The sequence below is a fragment of the Ectopseudomonas composti genome (genome assembly GCF_900115475.1).
Taxonomy (GTDB): Bacteria; Pseudomonadota; Gammaproteobacteria; order Pseudomonadales; family Pseudomonadaceae; genus Aquipseudomonas; species Aquipseudomonas composti.
Genome location: NZ_FOWP01000002.1, coordinates 280,004 through 301,139, shown reverse-complemented (window position 1 = coordinate 301,139; position 21,136 = coordinate 280,004). Strand labels below are relative to the sequence as shown.

Genomic DNA, 21,136 nt, shown 5'->3' with positions numbered 1-21,136 from the left:
AAGTGGTGGTCAGGCGGCGATCTCGTGGATGGCCAGCTGGTAGGCGGTGTACTTGCGGATATTGATCACGCCGGTGTCGAACATCAGGTACTGGCCCTTGATACCAAGCAGAGTACCTTCGGCCAATGGCAGTTTGTCCAGGTTGAAGCTGTTGATCTTGGCCGGATAGGCCTCGATGGGGTAACGAATCTCCAGCGCTTCGGCCGCGCTCAGCGGCTGAATGGCCTGCAGGCCGAAGCGCTGCTGCAGTTCGGTGATCCCTGCGCCGCAGCTGTCGAACAACTGCTCACGAATCGCCAGTAGATCGACCGGCGTCGCGTCGCCCTTGAGCAGCGCACGCCAGTTGGTCTTGTCCGCTACCTGAGTGCGCAGCAGGTCTTCGACGAAGCCGGACTGCTGCCGGGTGGCCACGCGCAGAATGGGCAGCGCCTGGGTCGCGCCCTGGTCGATCCAGCGCGTCGGCACCTGGCTGGCACGGGTGATGCCCACCTTCACGCCGCTGGAGTTGGCCAGATAAACGATGTGATCAGTCATGCAGAACTGCTCGCCCCAGCTCGGCTCGCGGCAGGTGCCCTGATCGAAGTGGCACTTCTCCGGGCTCATGATGCAGATATCGCATTGCGCCAGCTTCTGCATGCAGGGGTAGCAGTAGCCCTGGCTGAAGCTGGTCTTGGTCTTGCGTCCACAGTGGCTGCAGTGGATGGCGCCAAGGTATTCCAGGCGCAAGTGCTTGCCCACCAGCGGGTTGACCGGTACTTCTTCCTCGCCCAGGCGAAAAGCGTACTGCACCGGCGCATCCAGATGCGCCTTCATCTTGCTCAGCGAGCCACGTCCCAATTCGCTCATCAGTGCAGGGTATCCGAGGACTTGAACAACAGGTTGGGTACCGGCTCGGACTTGCTGCTGCACTCCTGCGGGCCCATGTAACCGGTGCGCTCTTCCTCCGGCAGGTTCTGCACTTCCCAGGCGATCATCGCCTGCAGGCTCAGCTCCTTCTGCTCCTGGCTCAGCTTACGGCCGTCCGGCCATTTGCCGATTTCCACGGCCAGCTTGAGGCTCTCGTAGATTTCCGGGGTGATGTTTTCAATTGCATCGAGAAAGGACGACATACAGGTCTCCAGGTAAATCGTAGGGCGGATAAACCCGCCGACACGCTGAGCTGGCGGGTTGCACCCGCCCTACAGGTCACAAAATCGAATCAGGTACTGCGTCGGGCCAGCATACCGCCAAGCAGCCCGGTCAGGCAGCCGGTGAGCAGGCCGCCGACATGGGCAGCGTTGGCGATGGCGCCGAATTGCAGCAGCTCGAAGACGCCGGTCATACAGATCGCCAGCCACGCCAGCATCATCACCAGCACACCGGGTGGCAGGCGATAGGCCGAGTTGGGCGCCAGGCGCTGGTAGATCCAGCAGTGCCCGAGCAGGCCGTAGAGCACGCCAGACAAGCCCCCGAACAACGACGGACCGGCCCACCAGTATTGGGCGAAGTTCGACGCCAGACCGAACAACAAGGTCAGCCCGAGCAGGCCAATGGCGCCCTGGCGAAATTCGATGCGCCGGCCCAACTCCCAATACCACAGGCTGTTCATCGCCAGGTGCAGCCAGCCGAAATGGATCAGCATCGGCGTGATCAGGCGCCACCACTGGCCGCTGTCCAAGGTGGCAGCCAGATAGGTCAGATAGATGCGCTCACCATCGATGCGAAAATCGACAAAGCTCAGCCAGCGAATGGTAGAAAAGTTCTCGCCCGCCAGGGTCACGGCAAAGACGATGAACGTGGTGAGCAGCACCAGCGCCGTGACCGGACTGCGGCGCAACTGAGTGAAGAAGCTGTCGCGCACAGGCGCAACGCTTGCCGGCAACTCTGCGCCGGCGTCGCCCTGCGGATGACGCGCATAGAGTTCGCGCACCTGATCCGCAAGCTCCTGCCCCGGCACCCACAGCACCTGCTCACCGCCCTCTTCCGCCACCCGGTGCGGCACACGCAAGCGTTGCAGCAGCGCAACGAAGCCGCTCAAATCGGTATCCAGCGGTAAACGTAATACCACCACTGCGCTCATCGAGGCGCCTCCTGCGGGTCGACATCGACCCAGACGAACTTACTAACATCCAGACGTGTTTCCTGATCCAGGCGATAGGCAACCAGGCGACCACCTATCACTGCGCTGTAATCCAGGCAGGCCAGGTTGGGCCGAATCGGCGCCGGCTTGCCCCGCCGCCAGTAGTGCCCGACAAACAGCAATGGCTCGTGCGCGCCGTACCGGAGCAATTCGTCCTTCTGCAGCTCGGTCAACGGCGTCTGCGCCGCCAGCTCCGGCAAGGCATCGGGTTGAAACACGATATCGCCATAGGTCTTCGGGTCCTCTTCCCAGAACTTGGTGCGGAAGTAGGAACGGGTGAAGCCATCGCCGCTGGTCAAGGTCAGGCCGTGCGGCAGGCGCATGTCGGTCCCGCGCAGCAGGCGATCCAGCGCCATATTGGCGAAGCTGCCGGGCACGGCCGAGGCCTGCAGGAAGTGTTCGTCGATGCAGCCGTCGGGGAATTGCGCCTTGATCGGGGTAATCAGTTCATCGTCCCAACAGGCGTGGACAACGCGGAAGCGACCAGCATCGATGAACAACGGCATCTCGTAGAACCAGCGCAGGAACTCGCGCCACTCCTGCGGATAGGCTTCGAACTGCGCCAGCGTTTCGCGCATCAGGCGCTGGTGACGCGGGCTGTGCTCGCGCACGTACTGGCGACCGCTACCCGGCGGGGCCGGTGTGCTCCAGCCCAGCGCATTGAATTCGTGGTTACCCATGATGCACAGCGCCTGGCCAGCACGCACCATGTCGTGCACCAGGTGCAATACCTCACGAATGCCGGGGCCACGGTCGACCAGGTCACCGAGGAAGATCACCATGCGCGACGGATGGCGCCACACGCCACTCTGCCGGCTGTAACCCAGACGTTCGAGCAGGCGTTCGAGGGTGCGCGCGCAACCATGGATATCACCGATCAGGTCATAGCCACGATGGGGGTCGAGGGACATTCAGTCCTGCCCTCCCAGGCGGCTGCCCCAACCGAGCTTGGTGCGGCAGACCTCGTAGTAATTGTGATCCAGTGGATGGATCAGGCGCAGCTTCTGCGCCTTCTTGGCCACGTACAGGGTATCACCCGGCGCGCAGGTGAAGTGGTTCTGGCCGTCGCAGGAGACTTGCGGATAGATGGTCATTTCCGAGGACACCACCACCTTCAGCTCGCTATTACCGTCGACCACGATGGGCCGGCTGGACAACGTATGCGGGTACATCGGCACCACCACGATGGCATCGAGCTTGGGATGCATGATCGGCCCACCAGCGGACAACGCGTAGGCGGTCGAACCGGTGGGCGTAGCGACGATCAAGCCATCGGCCTTCTGACTGCAGACGAACTGGCCGTCAATGTACAGTTCGAACTCGATCATCCGCGTCGACTTGCCGGGGTGCAGCACCACGTCGTTGAGCGCGTCGCCCTGACCGATGGCTTCGCCCTGACGACGCACCTCGGCCTCGAGCAAGAAGCGGTTTTCGGTGAGGTAGTGGCCTTCCAGCACTTGCGCCACCTTGAGCTCCAGCTCATCAGGGCGGATATCGGTGAGAAAGCCCAGGCTGCCACGGTTGATTCCCAGCACTGGCACCTTGTGCCGTGCCAGGGCACGGGCAGCGCCTAGCATGCTGCCGTCACCACCGACGACGATCACCAGGTCGCAGACCTCGCCAAGCATCTTGCGCGAAGAGGTCTGCAGGCCGTGCCCTGGCAGCACGTCGGCGATGGCGTCCTCAAGGATCACATGCAGGTGGCGATCGATCAGAAAGCGCTTGAGCCGGCGCACGGTTTCCAGAACCCGCGTGCTACCCAGGCGCCCGATGATGCCGACATTGCGAAATTGCTCCATGGGACTCCCGCCAGACAGATAAGAAACGAAGAGGGATTATCGGCCAAAGGCCTGGGCCGCAGCAAACCAGCACTGTGACTGCGCTATGCTCGGGGTCATGATTGCTCCCGACTTGTTGCACGAGCTACTGCTGCGATTGCGTACCCCGGCCGTGCGCGACCTGGCCTGGACGCTGCTCTCGCCACCCATGCTAGGTGAGACCACGCAAGTCCAGCGTCATCCGCTACAGGCCAGTTGCTGGTCGCGGCAGCCACAGCAGTTGGCTGACTGGCTTGCGCAGCAGGACAGTGACGCCAGTGCTGTGCACGCCTGGCTGGCCACCAAACCGGTGCGCCGCCTCGGCCTCTATTACGAACGCCTGTGGCAGTTCGCCCTGCACGCTGCGCCAGATGTCGAGGTAGTCGCCGCCAACCTGCCGATCCGCCAGAACGGCCAGACCCTGGGCGAGCTGGACCTGCTGCTGCGCGACGACGAAGGCGAACATCATCTAGAGCTGGCGGTGAAGTTCTATCTCGGCACAGACGGCAGAGAGGCCGCTGACTGGCTCGGCCCGGGCAGTCATGATCGACTCGACCTGAAACTGAGCCACCTCGCGCAGCACCAATTACCCCTGTCTTCACGCCGCGAAGCACGGGGAGCGCTGCACGACCTGCAACTGGACGAAACCCGATCCGCTTTCTGGCTCGGCGGCTACCTGTTCTATCCCTGGCCCCACGACTCCTCCTCGCCTCACGGCGCCACGCCCGAGCACTGCTGGGGGCGCTGGCTGCATCAGCGCAACTGGAGCGATTTCGCCTCGACGAGCCCAGGCGCACACTGGCAGCCGCTACCGAGATTGGCCTGGCTCGCGCCAGCGCTGATCAATGCCGACGGGGTCTGGTCTGATGAAATGCTCCAGCAATGGCTGAACACGCTGCGCCCGGAAGCTCAGGCACAGCTGCTGGTAAGACTGGATGAGGATCGGGCGGGAGACTGGCGAGAGGTAGAACGGGTCTTTCTGGTCAACGATCAGTGGCCCGCTCAGTCGTAGCCCGGACGCTATCCAGGACGCCGCTGCCGGCAAATCCCCGGATTTCATCCGGGCTACCCACCTCGATAATGGGCGACAGGGCCAGCGTCGATCAACGGCTGCGTTCGGTACGCCCGCCGGAACGCGCCAGATACCCTGCGCCACTTTCACACAGCAGCGCATCGCGTTGCACTGCCGGCAGGGCGTCCAAGCCGCCGCGCAAGGCGTAGACGCTGTAGCCCAGCTGCGCGAGCAGAAATACCGCGCTGTTGCTGCGTTTGCCACTGTCGCAATAGCACAGGTAGGTGCGTGAGCGATCCAGTAGGCGCGCCTTCAGACGCAACAGCTGCAACGGCATATGCAGCGCTTGTGGCGCATGCGCCTTTTCATACTCTTCCAGCAACCGTACATCCAGCCATTGCGCACCCTGTGTCAGCAACCTGGCACCTTCACCCAGCGACACTTCAGCCACCACCGGCGCCTTGAGCAAGGCAAAGAAGTCCTGACGATCCAGACGCAGCACACTGCCGGCCTCGACCATGGTTACCGTGGCATTTCGCGGCCGATCGGCAAGCAGAGCCTCCTCACCGAAACAGGCACCAACCTCCAGTTCCGCCAGCACCTGATGCTCGCTACCAGCGCCGCGGATCACCTCGGCGCGACCGCTTTCCAGGAAATAGCAGCAATCGCCAGTGGCACCCTCTTCAAGCACCTGGCTGCCAGCTGCCAGCTCGACTTTCTGCAGGCGAGCGAGCATGTTCTGCACGTTGGCCGGCGGTACCTTGGCAAACAGCGGGTTTTCCAGCAACCGCTCCAGCCATTCAACATCGGCGCCGCCCTGCTGTAGCGCCAGCAGCAGATCCTGATGTGCCAGGCGCCAGGTCAGCAGACGATCGAGCGTGACACTGTCGATCATCAGCACACTGATATCGGTCAAGGCGCGGGCGTCATGCAAGCGCGGCAGACCGGGTGACAGGGGATGGCAGCTGATCTCACTACCGGCCTGTACCCGCTGCGTCCTGCCCTCGGCATCCTGCAGTTGCAACTCACCGGCCAGTAGATAGCAGGTCAGACGCGCTTGATCCCCCTGACGAAACAGCAGTTGCCCGGCCAATAGGGGCTGCGGCACCAACTGGCTACGCAACTCGCGCCACTGTTGCTCGGAAAGCACGTTGAGCGGCGTCAGGCTGCGCAGCTGTTCAGGGGTAAGGGGTTCGCTCATGAGGATTTCCAGGCTCCGCTGGTCAGACCTGAGTGTAGTCGGCGCTGGCGCCCATCAGTGCCCGACGCCCTTGCAAGCCGCCAGTATGAATGAAGATCAGCCGACTGCCGCGCGCAAGTTGACCACTCTTGCAGAAATCGCGCAGCGCCATAAGCGCCTTGCCGGTATACACAGGCTCCAGCGGCACACCGCTAGCCTGCTCAGTTTCCAGGATGAAGTGGCGCAGCGGTTCGTCGAGACGAGCAAAACCAGCGCGAGCGGCTTCGATCAGTTGATAGCTGCGCCCGGATGCCCCAGCCTCGCTCAGCAGCGTGGCGACCTGGCTGGCAACACCATGGCCACTTGGCACCGCCTGTGCACCGAACACCTGACGCCGCTGCTCAGCCAACAGTAGACCGGCCAGAGTGGTTCCAGTCCCCGCGGCCAGCCACCAGGCATCGAAATCAGGCCAGCCGATATCGGCCAATTGCGCCTCGGCCATCGCCAGCAGACAGCTGCACCCTCGGGCGCCCTGAAGGCCCAGGCCACCCTCGCCGACCACCTGAAAACCCGCATAGCGAGCGAGCCAGGGCGTCCAGAAATCTGGCTGATGACGTGCTCGGTAGCCGCCATACCCCAGCCAGTGCAGTTGCATACCCATGCGCTGCAGATCATCGGCGGTCGGCGTTTGTTGCGCTTCACCCCGCAACAGACCGACGCTGGCGAAGCCAAAACGTTGGCCCGCTGCGGCCAGGGCATGCAGATGATTGGAGTGCGCACCACCCAGACTGATCAGGCCCTGCGCGCCAATCGCAGCAGCCTGTTCAAGATAGGGCGCGAGCTTGAACCACTTGTTGCCGGACACCAGAGGATCGACCAGATCCAGACGCAGACAGGCGAGCTCGACACCGGCTGCCTCGAGCCAGGGCAACGTCAGCTTTTGCAGAGGCGCCTCAGGGCGCCAGTGGGGAATCTGTATCGGCAAAATCAGCTGACGGTTCGCAGACGGCTACTCGCCTTGTGCCGCGCGCAGCAGTTCGAGTCACCCAGGGTGAACCGACTGGGCGTATCGACACGGTCGATGGGGATGGCGCAACGCTCACCACCCGGCAATCTCGCATCGCAGCTAGGCTGTTGATAGTGCGCCAACCAGTGACGATATTGCTCTTCGGAAACGAAACATTTGCTGGCAGCGTAGGCCATGGGGTTGTCCTGATAGCGGGCAACATCCTGCAGCGCAATGGTCAGGTGCCCGGCGCCGGGATGGTACACAACGAACACCACACCGAGCTTGGCCAGGCGCTCCAGCACCTGGTCACTGCCCTGGCTGGCAAAGGTATCGCGCTCTCGCTTGAGGCGCTCGACCTCAGCCTGCAGCTGGGCATCCAGCTCGTTGCGATAGGCCAGTTCGACGTCACGTACGGCGACCTGCTCCTTGTACTCAGCTACCGCCGCAGCAACCTTGGCGCGCATTTCGCCATCGAGCTGCGCACGCAGGATGTCGCCCTCGGTACGACCATGGCGTTCGAGCGCGCGCAGTTGCTGCATCATTTCCTCGCGGCTGCTCTGGAAGCTTTCTGCCTGGGCGGCCAGCTGCGCTTTGAGATTGGCATTGAGTTCTTCCTGTTGGCGCAGGGCCTGGTGCAGCCCATGCAACTGCGCCTGCAGGTTCTTGCTCTGCTCCTCACCGGCCAGCTTGAGCTTGGCCAGCTCGTCCTCATGTTGCTGGGTCAGGCTGGTGATACGCAGGCGCTGCTGCTGAATCAGTTGCGCGGTCTTGGCGCGGTGCTCCTGATCCATTTTCTGCGCCAACTGGTCGGCCACTTCCTTGGCTGGATCAGGCGCATACCATTTGTCTTCAGAAGCCACCTGCAAGCGCTCGGCGACCACCGCCTGGGCACTGTCGTCCTCGACCAGCAACCCAAGCTGGTTGCGCTTGGCGGCATCGCGCAGCAGTACCAGATCATTCTGCCCCGGCGCCAGACTGGGGTCCCACAGATGCATCTGGTGCCAGGAGACCGGGCACTGGCTGCGACAGGCCAAGCGTATCGGCCCCGCACCGAGATCAGGGCCACGACCGGCACGTTCGGCCAGGTGCTGCAGCGGAATGTTCCAGCCCTTGTCGGGGCGGCCATCCTCGTCGAAGTCCAGAAAGAAGAACACCGCCGCCCTGACCAGCAGGCGCGGGTTGATAACCACGAACACCGCGCGCATCTGCTCGTCGGCGAATTCGGGCATGTTCACCACGCCGTCGAGCAAAGCTTCGAACTCAGGGAACATCATCTGTTTGCAGATACCGCGTTCACTGAAGAACATCACGGCTTCCACCATCTGCGGCTTGTTCTGCATGCTCATTGAGGGCCCTCTGGACCAACCGGGGAAATATGCGCGCACGTAGTCGCGTGCCGGTGCAGTGAATGCGCTGGCACGGAATATCGTCCCTGACAGGTCAGGCAAGTCTAGGGGAAAACCGAACCAGAGCAATGTGACTGGGTTGGCACTCAGTCTGCGAGCCAGGCCGGAAAGATCATCGCAGAGGCAAAAATGTGACAAGAGCGGAAAGTAATCCCCCGTCGCCAGCAAGGCCTCCGCCAAGAAACGCTCGGCCGGTTCATCGAGCCAAGCCACCTTCTGATCGGCGGATTCTTGCTATCCACTGAAGATATATAAGCGAACTTCCGCCTACAAAAGCCAAAAGCGATTCACCCGCCCGCTCTAGAACAGTGGTCGGACAACCTGGCACGTCATCTGCTCAGCTCGAGTGAGCCCGCGTACCAATCGCGCGGCCGGACTGATAAAAAAGACAAGAGGTCAGCCATGCTCTGCCAACTTTTCCCTGCCAACGCCCCCTGCCCCGCCCAGTTGACGCGCCCCTCGGTCAGCAGAAGAAAACCGCCCGCACAACGCTGACACCTTTCAGCCCAGGAAAATAACAACAACGGAGAACTCCCCATGCGCTTAGCCAAGCGTCTTGGCCTGCTCGCTGCTGCCGCGATTCTGGCCAACAGCCCCAACGCTCATGCCAATCCAACCCCCATCAACATCCTCACCGGCGGCACCAGTGGCGTCTATTACCCACTGGGCATGAGCCTGTCCGAGCTTTACAGCGAGAACATCCCAGACTCCACCACCAGCGTGCGCGCCACCAAGGCCTCGGTGGAGAACCTCAACCTGCTGCAGATCGCCCGCGGACAGCTGGCCTTCGCCCTCGGCGACTCGGTGGCCGATGCCTGGAAAGGCGATGAAGAAGCGGGTTTCAGAGCGCCGCGTGACCGCCTGCGCGCCATTGCCGGAATCTACCCGAACTACATCCAGATCGTCGCCAGCCAGGCATCGGGGATCACCAGCCTGGAAGATCTGCGCGGCAAACGTATTTCCGTCGGGGCGCCGCGCTCGGGCACCGAACTCAACGCCAGGGCCATTTTCAAAGCCGCCGGACTGAGCTATAGCGACATGGGCCACGTCGAGTTCAAGCCCTATGCCGAATCGGTCGAACTGATCGAGAAAGGCCAACTGGACGCGACCCTGCAGTCGGCCGGCCTGGGCATGGCGGCGATTCGCGACCTGGCCGAGCGCGTACCAATCACCTTCGTCACCATTCCGCAGCAGGTGGTATCCCGCATCGGCAGCAGTGCCTATCAGTCGGGCACCATTCCTGCTGGCACCTACAAAGGCCAGACCCGCGACGTGACGACGGCAACCATCACCAACGTTCTGGTCAGCCAAACCAGTGTTTCCGACGCCATGGCCTATCAGATGACCAAGTTGCTCTTCGAGAACCTCGACCGCCTGGCCGAAGCGCACCCGGCCGCCAAGGGCATCAGGCTGGAACAGGCGACCAATGGTCTGCCGATTCCACTGCATCCCGGCGCCGAGCGTTTCTATCGAGAAGTGGGCGTTCTCAAATAGCGCGCACCTCAACCCTTGGTGGCGGCCAGAAAAGGCGCCAGGCGCTGCGCCATCTCGGCGCCGAGCGCCTGCAGGCCACTCATGGGGCGGACCATTACCTCGAACTCGACGATTCGCCCCGAGTCGTCGAAACGAATCATGTCGATGCCCTTCAGCTCGCGCCCGCCGACCCGCGCAGAGAACTCCAGCACGACATTCAGGCCGTCGGCCGTGGACAGCTCGCGGTGATAGGCGAAGTCCTCGAACACCTTGAGCACGGTATTGAGGATCAGGTTGACCACCTGCGCGCCCGGATACGGAGTGTGCGCCATGGGTGAGCGAAACACCGCCTGCGGGTGCAGCAACTCGGGCAAAGCGCTCAAGTCCTTGGCGGCGACGAACTGATGCCAGCGCTCCAGACTGGCCGCGGCGGCAGGATGCAGTTGGGTATTGAGAGACATCGGCTTCTCCTCGTTGTTGTCAGGCCAGATAGCCAACGCCCCACACTAGGCGGGGCGTTGGTTCGATCAGAGTTCGGCCGCCAGGCGCGACCCTTGGTTGATCGCCCGCTTGGCATCGAGCTCGGCGGCGACATCCGCGCCGCCGACCAGGTGCACGCGCTGACCGGCGCTCTCCAGACCGTCCTGCAGTTCACGCAGCGGGTCCTGGCCGGCGCAGACGATTACGGTATCGACCGGCAGCACCTGCTCCTCGCCACCGGCGATACGGATATGCAGGCCGGCATCGTCGACCTGCACGTACTCGACGCTGTTGAGCATCTGCACGTTCTTGTTCTTCAGGCCGGTGCGATGAATCCAGCCGGTGGTCTTGCCCAGGCCGTCGCCGACCTTGGACTTCTTGCGTTGCAACAGGAACACCTGACGCGCTGCCGGGTGCGGATGCGCTGCGACGCCCGCCACACCACCACGGGCCTCAAGCGCGGTATCGATGCCCCACTCCTTCCAGAACTCATCACGGTCGAGGCTGGTGGCCTTGCCCTGATGGGTGATGAATTCGGACACGTCGAAGCCGATGCCGCCAGCACCGATCACCGCGACCTTCTGCCCGACCGGCTTGCGCTCGAGAATCGCATCCAGGTAGCTGATCACCTTGGCATGGCCAATACCCGGAATCTCCGGGGTACGCGGGGCGATACCGGTAGCCAGAATGATCTCGTCGAAGCCGCCCTTGAGCAGATCGTCCACAGACACGCGGGTGTTCAGGCGCACGTCGACGCCGGTGGTTTCCAGCTTGCGCTTGAAGTAGCGCAGGGTCTCGAAGAACTCTTCCTTGCCCGGCACGCGTTTGGCCACGTTGAACTGGCCGCCGATCTCACTGGCCGAATCGAACAAGGTCACGCTGTGGCCGCGCTCGGCGGCGACGGTGGACGCGGCCAGCCCGGCAGGGCCGGCACCGACCACGGCGATTTTCTTCACCGTGGTGGTGGGGATGTAATTGAGCTCGGTCTCGTGGCAGGCACGCGGGTTGACCAGGCAGCTGGTCAGCTTGCCGCCGAAGGTGTGGTCCAGGCAGGCCTGGTTGCAGCCGATGCAGGTGTTGATTTCGTCGGCGCGACCTTCGGCGGCCTTGTTGACGAAGTCCGGGTCAGCGAGGAACGGACGCGCCATCGACACCATGTCGGCATCGCCCTCGGCCAGCACCTGCTCGGCAACTTCCGGGGTGTTGATGCGGTTGGTGGTGATCAGCGGGATCGACACCTCGTCCTTGAGCTTGGCGGTGACCTTGGTGAAGGCCGCGCGCGGCACCTTGGTGGCAATGGTCGGGATACGCGCTTCGTGCCAGCCGATACCGGTGTTGATGATCGTCGCGCCGGCCTGCTCGATGGCCTTGGCCAGCAGTACGATCTCGTCCCAGGTGCTGCCGCCCTCGACCAGATCGAGCATCGACAGGCGATAGATGATGATGAAGTTCGGCCCCACCGCCTCGCGCACGCGACGGACGATTTCCACCGGCAGGCGCATGCGATTCTCGTAGCTGCCACCCCAGCGGTCGGTACGGTGGTTGGTGTGGGCAACCAGGAACTGGTTGATGAAGTAGCCTTCCGAGCCCATCACCTCGACACCGTCGTAGCCGGCCTGCTGGGCCAGCGCCGCGCAATTGACGAAGTCGGCGATCTGCTTCTCGATGCCTTCCTCATCCAGTTCACGCGGCTTGAACGGGTTGATCGGCGCCTGGATGGCGCTCGGCGCCACGGACTTGGGGCTGTAGGCATAACGCCCGGCATGCAGGATCTGCATGCAGATCTTGCCGCCCGCCTCGTGCACGGCCTGGGTGACGACCTTGTGCTTCTCGGCCTCTTCCACCGTGCTCAACTTGGCCGCTCCGGAATACACGCCGCCCTCTTCGTTCGGGCCAATGCCGCCGGTGACCATCAGGCCGACGCCGCCACGAGCGCGCTCGGCGAAATAAGCGGCCATGCGCTCGAAGCCACCCGGCTTCTCTTCCAGGCCAGTGTGCATGGAGCCCATCAGTGTACGGTTGCTCAGCGTGGTGAAGCCGAGATCGAGCGGGGCCAGCAGGTGCGGGTAACGAGCAGTCATGGAATTCTCCACATCGCGGTGCAGTTCACGGATTGCCGCGGTCTCATGGTCACGCGGTCGGTTATGGAGCCAGACGATAAAGAGGCTGCCAACCATGCTCAATGATCAAAACTAACAAGATAATGATCAAAACTAGCAATAGATATTGGCAGCGCGGCTCTACCGACCTAACCTGCACCGCAATCAAACCGAAAAAACCAAATGCGCCTACTGATCACCCTTCTACTCGCGCTCGCACTGCTGACCGCTCTTGGCAGCTACGCCTACTGGATCGAGCAGCGCCCCAGCAGCCACTATCTTTCCGATCTGCGCAGCCAGGTCGCGCTCGATATCGGCGAACCCGGCCCGCGCGGTAACTTGCTGGGCATCCAGCCGGAACTGTTCGCGGCGGACTACCAGAGCCTCGCTCGCCTGCGCCTGAAACTGGCCGCCTACCTCGATCACGCCCGAGACCAGGGCATGCTCAACGAGCGCACCGTCGTCGTGCTGCCCGAACATATCGGTACCTGGCTGCTGGCCGTTGGCGAGAAGGAAGAGCTCTACCGCGCCGCCGAGCGCAGGCAGGCCATGCACTGGCTAGCCGCCAGCAACCCGCTGGACTTTCTTGCTGCATTGTTGAGCGCGGGCAGTGACGCACGCCTGAACGATGCCATGCTGCGGACCAAAGCCAAGGCCATGGCGCGTGATTACCAGGCATTGTTCGGCGACCTGGCGCGCGACTACCAGATCACCTTGGTGGCGGGCTCCATCGTCCTACCCGAGCCTCGTGTGGAGCGGGGTCGACTCGAAATCGGCCGCGGCCCGCTGTACAACGCCAGCCTGGTCTTCGATCGGGCTGGAAACCCTTTGGGCCAGCCACAACGCTACGCCTTCAGTGCAGGCGCACTTACCACCGAAGCAGCCGATGCCGTGCAGGTACTGGATACTCCGGCAGGTCGTCTCGGCGTGCTACTTGGCGGCGACATGCACCAGCTGCGCCAGGCACGCACGGGTAACGGTGAAACCATCGAGCTTCTGGCAATACCCAGCGACCTGGACAGCCAGACAGACGGCGACCACCTTAACGAGCAGCTGCTGAGCCACGGCGTTCGTGCCGGGCTACAAGTTCACCTGCGCGGCAGATTGTGGGAGCGCAACGGCCAGCCCCAGGCGCTCGCCTTCGATGCCGGTCACAGCGAACACGGCGCCAGCGAGCACGGCGCGCAACTGATCAATCTATGGCTATGAAAGTATCACGCGTTCGCCTCGGCGATCTCTCCGTCGGTTTCACCCAGGCGCTGGCCGACGCGGTGCGCGAGCAAGGCCAGCGCCCCGAGCCCCTGCTGGAACAGTTCGGCCTGGATACTGCGCGCCTGAGTGCCCCACGCGAGCGCCTGTCGATCCCGCGCTTCATGCGCCTTGGCCATAGCGCCATAGCCCTGTGCGAAAACCCAGCCATGGGCCTGGACATGGGCCGCCACAGCCGCCTGAGCCAAGTTGGCCTGGCCGGCATCTGCGCCGCGCAAGCGCCTGATCTGCGCGAAGCGGCACGCACCCTAACCCGCTTCGAACCCCTTTATGCCGCCAATTATCGCGGCCGTTCGGGCTTCAGCGAGGATGCCCGTGGCGCCTGGCTGCATTTCTATTCCATCAGCCCCTACAACGCCTACAACCGCTTTGTGGTGGATTCGGTGCTGGCCGGCTGGCAGACCAACCTCGGCCAGGTGGTCGACCGCCGCATCATCGCGGACAAAGTGGAAATCGAATTTCCGGCGCCGGACTACAGCGCGCGTTACGAGCCCCTGTTCGGCTGCCCCGTGGAGTTCGCCAGCGGCGCCAATCGTCTGCGTCTGAGCAGCGAAACTCTGGCCCTGCGTAATCCGCAGCATTGCCCTGGCACCTGGCGGCATCTGCTGGAATTGTGCGAACGCGAACTGGAGCAGCTAACCCGCACGCGTAGCCTGCGCGAGCGAGTCATCCAGCTACTAGGGCCCTTGCTGCACGGCCATGAGCCGGACCTGGAGGAAGTCGCACGCAGCCTGCACCTGCCGAGCTGGACGCTACGACGCAAGCTGGCCGAGGAAGGCGCGCAATTTCGCACCATTCTTAACGACACCCGCCGCGACCTGGCCACGGCCTACATCCGAGATACCGAACTGGCCTTTGGCGAGATCGCCTATCTGCTCGGCTTCGCCTCGGCCGAAGCCTTCCAGCGCGCCTTCAAACGCTGGCTCGGGCATACACCGGGCGACTACCGGCGCGCACAGCGTCGAGCCGCTGGCGAAGCTCAGAGTTCGGTGGCGTCGTTCTCGACGTCGGGCATGTCCTGATCGAGGGTGTCACGTTCGAGCAGCTCTTCCTGATAGTCATCCATCGGGCGTTCTCCTGGGGTATTTCATCTTTCGTCAGCAAGCTACGTTGTCAGTGTGAAGACAAGATGACGAAAAGCCGCAGGGCGATTTCCCTGAATGACAGGCAATAAAAAACCCGTTGATCTTGCGATCAACGGGTTTCGTATTATGGCGCAGCGGACGGGACTCGAACCCGCGACCCCCGGCGTGACAGGCCGGTATTCTAACCGACTGAACTACCGCTGCGTGTCGGTTGGACTTTCGTCCAGAAACTCTTGAATCTCTACTGCATCTGATGGCGCCCTTGCGGGACTTGCCATCTCAAACCGACGATGTGTCGATCTTGGAAATAATGGCGCAGCGGACGGGACTCGAACCCGCGACCCCCGGCGTGACAGGCCGGTATTCTAACCGACTGAACTACCGCTGCGCGTCGGTGGACTTTCGTCCTTCTCACTGAGGCTATGGTGGGTGATGACGGGATCGAACCGCCGACCCTCTGCTTGTAAGGCAGATGCTCTCCCGGCTGAGCTAATCACCCATGTGCCTTAGCGAGGCGCGCACTTTATGCAGGCAGCGATGCTAAGTCAACACCCTGCTTGAATTTTTTCTGAAAAAGGCAGGCTCACCATCGCGCCTCATTCCATCTCCCCACAGAGTTCTGCGGCACGCAGCAACGCTGCGGTCAGGCTGTGGCGCTCCCAGTCGGCCAAGGCGGCAAACCGCTGATTGAATTCCGGCGGCATCAGCGAAGGTGCCTGCTGGATCAGCTCGCGCCCGGCAGCGCTGATCAGCAGCCATTGGCGCCGGCGATCCTGATCGTCGCGTTGACGCTGTAACAGACCATGCTCCTCAAGACGATCGAGCAGACCAGAAAGCGTCGCTGCGGTGAGGCTGACGCGGCTGCTGAGCACGCTGGCAGTCATTCGTGTCTCGCTGGCCAGTACCTGCAGCACCATCAACTGCATGGGCGTCAGCCCGCCAAAACGAGCGAGGCGCTTGGCGTGCACCTCCCCTGCCTGCTGCAGGCGCCGCAGAGCCTGGAACAGCGGCATCTCGAAGGCCATGACAGATGACAAATCTATTTCACCAGGAACTTTTTTATCACTCATAAGCACCAATACACATTAACCAAAACTTTGACATGAAAGCATTTTCTTGTTTTGGTGTAAAAGGTTCGGGCTATCCGAACCACCATCCCCAACGGCAATACCGGTAAGGAACTATGTGCGGAATAGCTGGAGAACTACGTTTTGATCGACGCCCCGCGGACCTGGCGGCAGTCGAGCGCATCACCCACCACCTGGCCCCTCGCGGCCCCGACGCCCATGGCTTTCATAGTCAGGGCCCCATCGCTCTGGGCCATCGCCGCCTGAAGATCATGGATCTGGCGGAAGCTTCAGGCCAGCCGATGATCGACAGCGATCTCGGCCTGTCCATGGTGTTCAACGGCGCCGTTTACAACTACCCCGAGCTGCGTGCCGAACTGGAGACGCTGGGTTATCGCTTCTTCTCCGGCGGTGACACCGAAGTGCTGCTCAAGGGCTATCACGCCTGGGGTGAAGCTCTGCTGCCCAAGCTCAACGGCATGTTCGCGTTCGCTGTCTGGGAGCGTGACAAGCAAAGCCTGTTCATCGCCCGTGACCGTCTCGGCGTCAAACCACTGTACCTGTCGCGCACTGGCGAGCGCCTACGCTTCGCCTCGTCGCTGCCAGCGCTGCTGAAGGGTGGTGATATCGCCAAGACGCTGGACGCCGTCGCCCTCAACCACTATTTGAACTTCCATGCCGTGGTGCCCGCTCAGCGCACCATCCTGGCTGGCGTTGAAAAGCTGCCGCCAGCCACCTGGATGCGCATCGATGCCGACGGCAAGGTCGAGCAGAAAACCTGGTGGGCACTGCAGTTCGGCCCGCAGGGCGAGGAAGTGGGCTACGGCTTTGAAGAGTGGCGCGACCGCACGCTGCAGACCATGCGCGAAGCGGTAGAGATTCGTCAGCGCGCTGCGGTGGACGTCGGCGTGCTGCTCTCTGGTGGTGTCGACTCGAGCATGCTGGTCGGCCTGCTGCGTGAAGCTGGCGTGGAAAACCTGCTGACCTTTTCCATCGGCTTCCAGGATGCCGGCGGCGAACGTGGCGACGAATTCCAGTATTCGGATCTGATCGCCCAGCATTTCGGCACCCGCCACCACCAACTGCGCATCGGCGAGCACGAGATTCTCGAGGAACTGCCGCAGGCCTTCCGCGCCATGAGCGAGCCGATGGTCAGCCACGACTGCATCGCCTTCTACCTGCTCTCTCGCGAAGTCGCCAAGCACTGCAAGGTGGTGCAAAGCGGCCAGGGCGCTGACGAGCTGTTCGCCGGCTACCACTGGTACCCGCAGGTCGATGGCGCCGAGGATGCCTTCGCCGCCTATCGCGCGGCCTTCTTCGACCGTGAGCATGACGAGTACGCCGCCTGCGTACAGCCGGCCTGGCTGACCGGCGACATGGCTGGCGAGTTCGTTCGCGAGCACTTCGCCATGCCCGGTGCCGAGGCTGCGGTGGACAAGGCCCTGCGCCTGGACAGCACGGTGATGCTGGTCGACGACCCGGTCAAACGCGTGGACAACATGACCATGGCCTGGGGCCTGGAAGCGCGCACGCCGTTTCTCGACTACCGCGTGGCTGAGCTGTCGGCGCGCATTCCCGCGCAGTTCAAACTGCCAGAAGGCGGCAAGTACGTGCTCAAGGAAGCCGCGCGCAAGGTCATCCCCGGTGAGGTGATCGACCGGCCCAAAGGCTATTTCCCGGTGCCGGGTCTCAAGCACCTGGAGGGCGCCACCCTCGGCTGGGTACGCGACCTGCTGCTTGACCCTAGCCAGGATCGCGGCCTGTTCAACCCGACCATGCTCGATCAGTTGCTGACTAACCCGCAGGGCCAGCTCACGCCGCTGCGTGGGTCCAAGCTGTGGCAACTGGCGGCGCTCAATCTGTGGCTGAGCGAACAGGGCCTGTAACTCACATGGAGCGGCCCTCGGGCCGCTCCTGCAGGATCAATAGTCATAGCCCGTTAAAGCCGGGATGTGTCGCGACTCAATGACGATCCGGCTCAGACCGGACGTAATGAACACGGACAGGGATTATTCCATGCGCTCCACTGCCTTCAACCAACGCTTGCTGCGCGGTCAGACACCTTCCTACGAGCGCCTGCAGGCACGTCTGGCCGAGGATCACACCAGCCAGCCCAGCCAGCCACAAGCCATTCATTGCGGCTGGGGACGCTTGCTGATCGGTCATACCTATCCCGATGCCACCGCGCTGGCCGAATCCCTGCTGGACGAACAGCCTGGTGAACGTGACATCGCCCTGTACGTGGCCGCCCCGCACCAGGTACTGGCGCATGCGCCGCAGCAACTGTTCCTCGACCCCTCCGACACGCTGCGCCTGTGGTTTACTGACTACCGCCCGGCGCGCCGCAGCTTCCGTGGTTTCCGTATTCGCCGGGCGCAGAACGACGCCGACTGGCAGGCGATCAACTGCCTGTACCAGACCCGCGGCATGCTGCCGATCGACCCGAACAAACTCACGCCCTACAACGAAGGCGGCCCGACTTACTGGTTAGCCGAGGACGAAGACAGCGGTGCGGTGATCGGCAGCGTCATGGGCCTCAACCACCAGCGCGCCTTCCGTGACCCGGAGAACGGCAGCAGCCTCTGGTGCCTGGCGGTCGATCCGCAATGCAGCCGTCCGGGTGTCGGCGAAGTACTGGTACGCCACCTGATCGAACACGGCATGAGCCGCGGCCTGAGCTACCTCGACCTATCGGTGCTGCACGACAACAAGCAGGCCAAGAAGCTTTACGCCAAGCTCGGCTTTCGCGAGTTGCAGATTTTCAGCATCAAACGCAAGAACGGCATCAACCAACCTCTATTCCTCGGTCCTGGTCCGCAGGCCGAGCTCAATCCCTACGCACGCATCATCGTCGACGAAGCGCTGCGCCGTGGTATCGAAGTTCAGGTGGATGATGCCGAAGCCGGGCTGTTCACCCTCAGCCACGGCGGGCGCCGTATCCGCTGTCGCGAATCGCTGTGCGATCTGACCAGCGCGGTGAGCATGACCCTGTGCCAGGACAAGCGCCTGACTCACCGCGCCCTGTCGCGCGCCGACCTCAGCGTGCCGGCCCAGCGCCTGGCCGCCAGCGCCGAGGACAACGCCGCCTTTCTCGCCGAGCATGGCGCGGTGGTGGTCAAGCCAGTCGATGGCGAACAAGGCCAGGGCGTAGCGGTCGATCTGCGCACGCCAGGCGAGGTGCAGGAAGCCATCGAGCGTGCCCGCGTGTTCGACCAGCGCGTGCTGCTGGAGAGCTACCACGAAGGTCATGACCTGCGTGTACTGGTGATCGGCTACGAAGTCGTGGCGGCCGCCATCCGCCGCCCGGCCGAGATCATCGGTGATGGTCGCCACAGCATCGGCAAGCTGATCGACGCCCAGAGCCGTCGACGCCAGGCTGCCACCGGTGGCGAAAGCCGTATCCCCAAGGATGCTGAAACCCTGCGTACCCTGCATGGCGCCGGCCTCGACTATGACAGCGTGTTGCCAGCAGGCGAACGCCTGGCGGTGCGCAAGACTGCCAACCTGCACACCGGTGGAACCCTGGAGGACGTCACCACAATCCTTCATCCGACACTGCGCGATGCAGCCATCAAAGCCGCGCGCGCCCTGGAGATTCCAGTTGTCGGCCTCGACCTGCTGGTGCCCGCGGCCGATCAGCCAGAGTACGTATTCATCGAAGCCAACGAGCGCGCTGGCCTGGCCAACCACGAGCCGCAGCCAACCGCCGAACGCTTCGTCGATCTGCTGTTCCCGCTCAGCCAGACACCGAGCTGAGCCTTCTCCCCCGGCCCTCTCCCGCACAGGGAGAGGGGAAACTCGAACGCCGAGGAGCTTGCATGCAACAACTACCCGAACCCGATCTCGACTACATGCAGAAGGTGCTGCTGGAGATGCTTGCCATCCCCAGCCCCACTGGTTTCACCGACACCATCGTGCGCTATGTCGCCGAGCGCCTCGAAGAGCTTGAAATCCCCTTCGAGCTGACTCGCCGTGGCACCATCCGCGCCACCCTGCGCGGACGCCAGAGCGAATACGAGCGCTTCGATCGCGCGGTGTCCGTACACCTGGACACCATTGGTGCCATCGTCCGCGAGATCAAGGACAACGGCCGCCTCGGCCTGGCCCCGGTAGGCTGCTGGTCGAGCCGTTTCGCCGAGGGCAGCCGCGTCAGCCTGTTCACCGACAACGGTGTGATACGCGGTAGCGTGCTGCCGCTGATGGCCTCCGGGCATGCCTTCAACACCGCCGTCGACACCATGCCGGTAAGCTGGGATCACGTCGAACTGCGCCTGGACGCTTACTGCGCTACTCGCGCCGATTGCGATTCGCTGGGCGTCAGTGTCGGCGACTTCGTCGCCTTCGACCCGCTGCCGGAGTTTTCCGAGAGCGGCCATATCAGTGCCCGCCACCTCGACGACAAGGCGGGCGTCGCGGCGCTACTGGCGTCACTCAAGGCGATTCGCGACCACGGTCTGCAACCGATGATCGACTGCCACCCGCTGTTCACCATCACCGAAGAGGTCGGCTCCGGCGCCGCCGCGGCCCTGCCCTGGGATGTCAGCGAGTTCGTCGGCATCGACATCGCTCCGGTCGCGCCAGGCCAGCAATCCAGCGAGCACGCCGTCAGCGTGGCCATGCAGGACTCCGGCGGCCCCTATGACTATCACCTGTCACGCCAGTTGCTGCGCCTGGCCGCCGAACAGGAAGTGCCGGTACGCCGCGACCTGTTCCGCTATTACCACAGCGACGCACAATCGGCGGTCACCGCCGGCCATGACATTCGCACGGCGCTGCTGGCCTTCGGCTGCGATGCGACTCATGGCTATGAACGCACCCATATCGACAGCCTCAAGGCTCTCAGCCGCCTGCTCACCGCCTACATGATGAGCCCACCGGTATTCGCCAGCGATGCGCAACCGGCACAGGGTTCGCTGGAGCGTTTCAGCCATCAACTGGAGCACGACGCGCAGATGGAAAGCGATACCCGTGTACCGCCGGTGGACAGCCTGGTGGGCCAACATGATCGGGACGCTTGAAGGCTTGAGCGCATAAAGGCAAAGTGACACGAAAGGACGACAGGGGAGCATCAGCTCCCCTTTTTCTGGCCTGCAGTCAGTGGCCAACCTTCGGGCCGTCGC

Annotated in this window: 18 protein-coding genes and 3 tRNA genes; 7 read left to right on the top strand and 14 right to left on the bottom strand. The window is 63.0% G+C overall.

Annotated features, from left to right (window positions below):
* Nucleotides 1-9 precede the first annotated feature (9 nt).
* The 5 genes from BM059_RS05080 to BM059_RS05060 form a co-directional block, all read right to left on the bottom strand.
* Entirely contained in the window at nt 10-846 is an 837-nt protein-coding gene (locus tag BM059_RS05080; protein ID WP_074937128.1) for a DUF2797 domain-containing protein, read from the bottom strand.
* Complete coding sequence (locus BM059_RS05075) at nt 846-1,109, bottom strand: YeaC family protein (protein ID WP_037004308.1); 264 nt, start codon at nt 1,107-1,109, stop codon at nt 846-848. The genes BM059_RS05080 and BM059_RS05075 overlap by 1 nt, the downstream gene beginning before the upstream one ends.
* Before the next feature lie 89 nt (nt 1,110-1,198).
* A complete protein-coding gene (locus BM059_RS05070; protein ID WP_074937126.1) occupies nt 1,199-2,059 on the bottom strand; it encodes a rhomboid family intramembrane serine protease in 861 nt (286 codons plus the stop codon).
* Nucleotides 2,056-3,030 (bottom strand): metallophosphoesterase, encoded by a 975-nt coding sequence (locus BM059_RS05065; protein ID WP_074937125.1) that lies wholly within the window; start codon nt 3,028-3,030, stop codon nt 2,056-2,058. The genes BM059_RS05070 and BM059_RS05065 overlap by 4 nt, the downstream gene beginning before the upstream one ends.
* On the bottom strand, nt 3,031-3,918 hold the full coding sequence (locus tag BM059_RS05060) for an NAD(+) kinase (RefSeq protein ID WP_037000012.1): 888 nt from the start codon (nt 3,916-3,918) through the stop codon (nt 3,031-3,033). It abuts the gene before it with no gap.
* A 97-nt stretch (nt 3,919-4,015) separates the two neighbouring features.
* On the opposite strand from BM059_RS05060, the gene BM059_RS05055 reads away from it, so the two are divergent.
* Nucleotides 4,016-4,948 carry a DUF1853 family protein gene (locus tag BM059_RS05055; RefSeq protein ID WP_074937428.1) on the top strand — a complete coding sequence of 311 codons (933 nt, stop codon included), beginning with the start codon at nt 4,016-4,018 and terminating at the stop codon, nt 4,946-4,948.
* Between the two features lie 91 nt (nt 4,949-5,039).
* Here BM059_RS05055 and BM059_RS05050 read toward each other — a convergent pair whose 3' ends face one another.
* Genes BM059_RS05050 through BM059_RS05040 form a run of 3 tightly spaced genes read right to left on the bottom strand, consistent with a single transcriptional unit; the run spans nt 5,040 to nt 8,483 of the window.
* On the bottom strand, nt 5,040-6,149 hold the full coding sequence (locus BM059_RS05050) for a cyclic nucleotide-binding domain-containing protein (RefSeq protein ID WP_037000014.1): 1,110 nt from the start codon (nt 6,147-6,149) through the stop codon (nt 5,040-5,042).
* A 22-nt stretch (nt 6,150-6,171) separates the two neighbouring features.
* Nucleotides 6,172-7,113: a 1-aminocyclopropane-1-carboxylate deaminase/D-cysteine desulfhydrase gene (locus tag BM059_RS05045; protein ID WP_083413231.1), complete on the bottom strand. Its 942-nt coding sequence runs from the start codon at nt 7,111-7,113 to the stop codon at nt 6,172-6,174.
* 2 nt (nt 7,114-7,115) lie between these two features.
* Nucleotides 7,116-8,483, bottom strand: coding sequence for a coiled-coil domain-containing protein (locus BM059_RS05040; protein ID WP_074937122.1), 1,368 nt, complete (start codon nt 8,481-8,483; stop codon nt 7,116-7,118).
* Between the two features lie 597 nt (nt 8,484-9,080).
* Between BM059_RS05040 and BM059_RS05035 the strand changes: the two genes are divergently transcribed.
* Nucleotides 9,081-10,037: a TAXI family TRAP transporter solute-binding subunit gene (locus tag BM059_RS05035; RefSeq protein ID WP_074937120.1), complete on the top strand. Its 957-nt coding sequence runs from the start codon at nt 9,081-9,083 to the stop codon at nt 10,035-10,037.
* 8 nt (nt 10,038-10,045) lie between these two features.
* Here BM059_RS05035 and BM059_RS05030 read toward each other — a convergent pair whose 3' ends face one another.
* Together BM059_RS05030 and BM059_RS05025 are read right to left on the bottom strand one after the other, a co-directional pair.
* A complete protein-coding gene (locus BM059_RS05030) occupies nt 10,046-10,477 on the bottom strand; it encodes a nuclear transport factor 2 family protein (protein ID WP_074937119.1) in 432 nt (143 codons plus the stop codon).
* Between the two features lie 66 nt (nt 10,478-10,543).
* The gene (locus BM059_RS05025) at nt 10,544-12,577 is read right to left on the bottom strand and encodes an NADPH-dependent 2,4-dienoyl-CoA reductase (RefSeq protein WP_074937426.1); all 2,034 of its coding nucleotides are present in this window, start codon (nt 12,575-12,577) and stop codon (nt 10,544-10,546) included.
* A 201-nt stretch (nt 12,578-12,778) separates the two neighbouring features.
* Between BM059_RS05025 and BM059_RS05020 the strand changes: the two genes are divergently transcribed.
* Nucleotides 12,779-13,804: a carbon-nitrogen hydrolase family protein gene (locus BM059_RS05020; RefSeq protein WP_074937117.1), complete on the top strand. Its 1,026-nt coding sequence runs from the start codon at nt 12,779-12,781 to the stop codon at nt 13,802-13,804.
* Nucleotides 13,801-14,886, top strand: a complete 1,086-nt coding sequence (locus tag BM059_RS05015) for an AraC family transcriptional regulator (RefSeq protein WP_074937424.1) — start codon at nt 13,801-13,803, stop codon at nt 14,884-14,886. The genes BM059_RS05020 and BM059_RS05015 overlap by 4 nt, the downstream gene beginning before the upstream one ends.
* A 190-nt stretch (nt 14,887-15,076) precedes the next feature.
* Here the strand turns inward: BM059_RS05015 and BM059_RS05010 are convergent.
* The 4 genes from BM059_RS05010 to BM059_RS04995 all read right to left on the bottom strand — a co-directional run bounded on the left by BM059_RS05010 (nt 15,077) and on the right by BM059_RS04995 (nt 16,019).
* Nucleotides 15,077-15,153 (bottom strand) — tRNA-Asp (locus BM059_RS05010).
* Nucleotides 15,154-15,260: 107 nt separating this feature from the next.
* Nucleotides 15,261-15,337, bottom strand: a tRNA-Asp gene (locus tag BM059_RS05005).
* 35 nt (nt 15,338-15,372) lie between these two features.
* A tRNA-Val gene (locus BM059_RS05000) sits at nt 15,373-15,448 on the bottom strand.
* Between the two features lie 97 nt (nt 15,449-15,545).
* A complete protein-coding gene (locus tag BM059_RS04995) occupies nt 15,546-16,019 on the bottom strand; it encodes a MarR family winged helix-turn-helix transcriptional regulator (protein ID WP_037000023.1) in 474 nt (157 codons plus the stop codon).
* A gap of 113 nt (nt 16,020-16,132) precedes the next feature.
* On the opposite strand from BM059_RS04995, the gene BM059_RS04990 reads away from it, so the two are divergent.
* The 3 genes from BM059_RS04990 to BM059_RS04980 all read left to right on the top strand — a co-directional run bounded on the left by BM059_RS04990 (nt 16,133) and on the right by BM059_RS04980 (nt 21,034).
* Nucleotides 16,133-17,902, top strand: coding sequence for an N-acetylglutaminylglutamine amidotransferase (locus BM059_RS04990; protein WP_074937115.1), 1,770 nt, complete (start codon nt 16,133-16,135; stop codon nt 17,900-17,902).
* 130 nt (nt 17,903-18,032) lie between these two features.
* The gene (gene ngg, locus BM059_RS04985; protein WP_074937113.1) at nt 18,033-19,772 is read left to right on the top strand and encodes an N-acetylglutaminylglutamine synthetase; all 1,740 of its coding nucleotides are present in this window, start codon (nt 18,033-18,035) and stop codon (nt 19,770-19,772) included.
* A 62-nt stretch (nt 19,773-19,834) separates the two neighbouring features.
* Nucleotides 19,835-21,034, top strand: coding sequence for an osmoprotectant NAGGN system M42 family peptidase (locus BM059_RS04980; protein WP_037000027.1), 1,200 nt, complete (start codon nt 19,835-19,837; stop codon nt 21,032-21,034).
* Nucleotides 21,035-21,136: the final 102 nt, after the last annotated feature.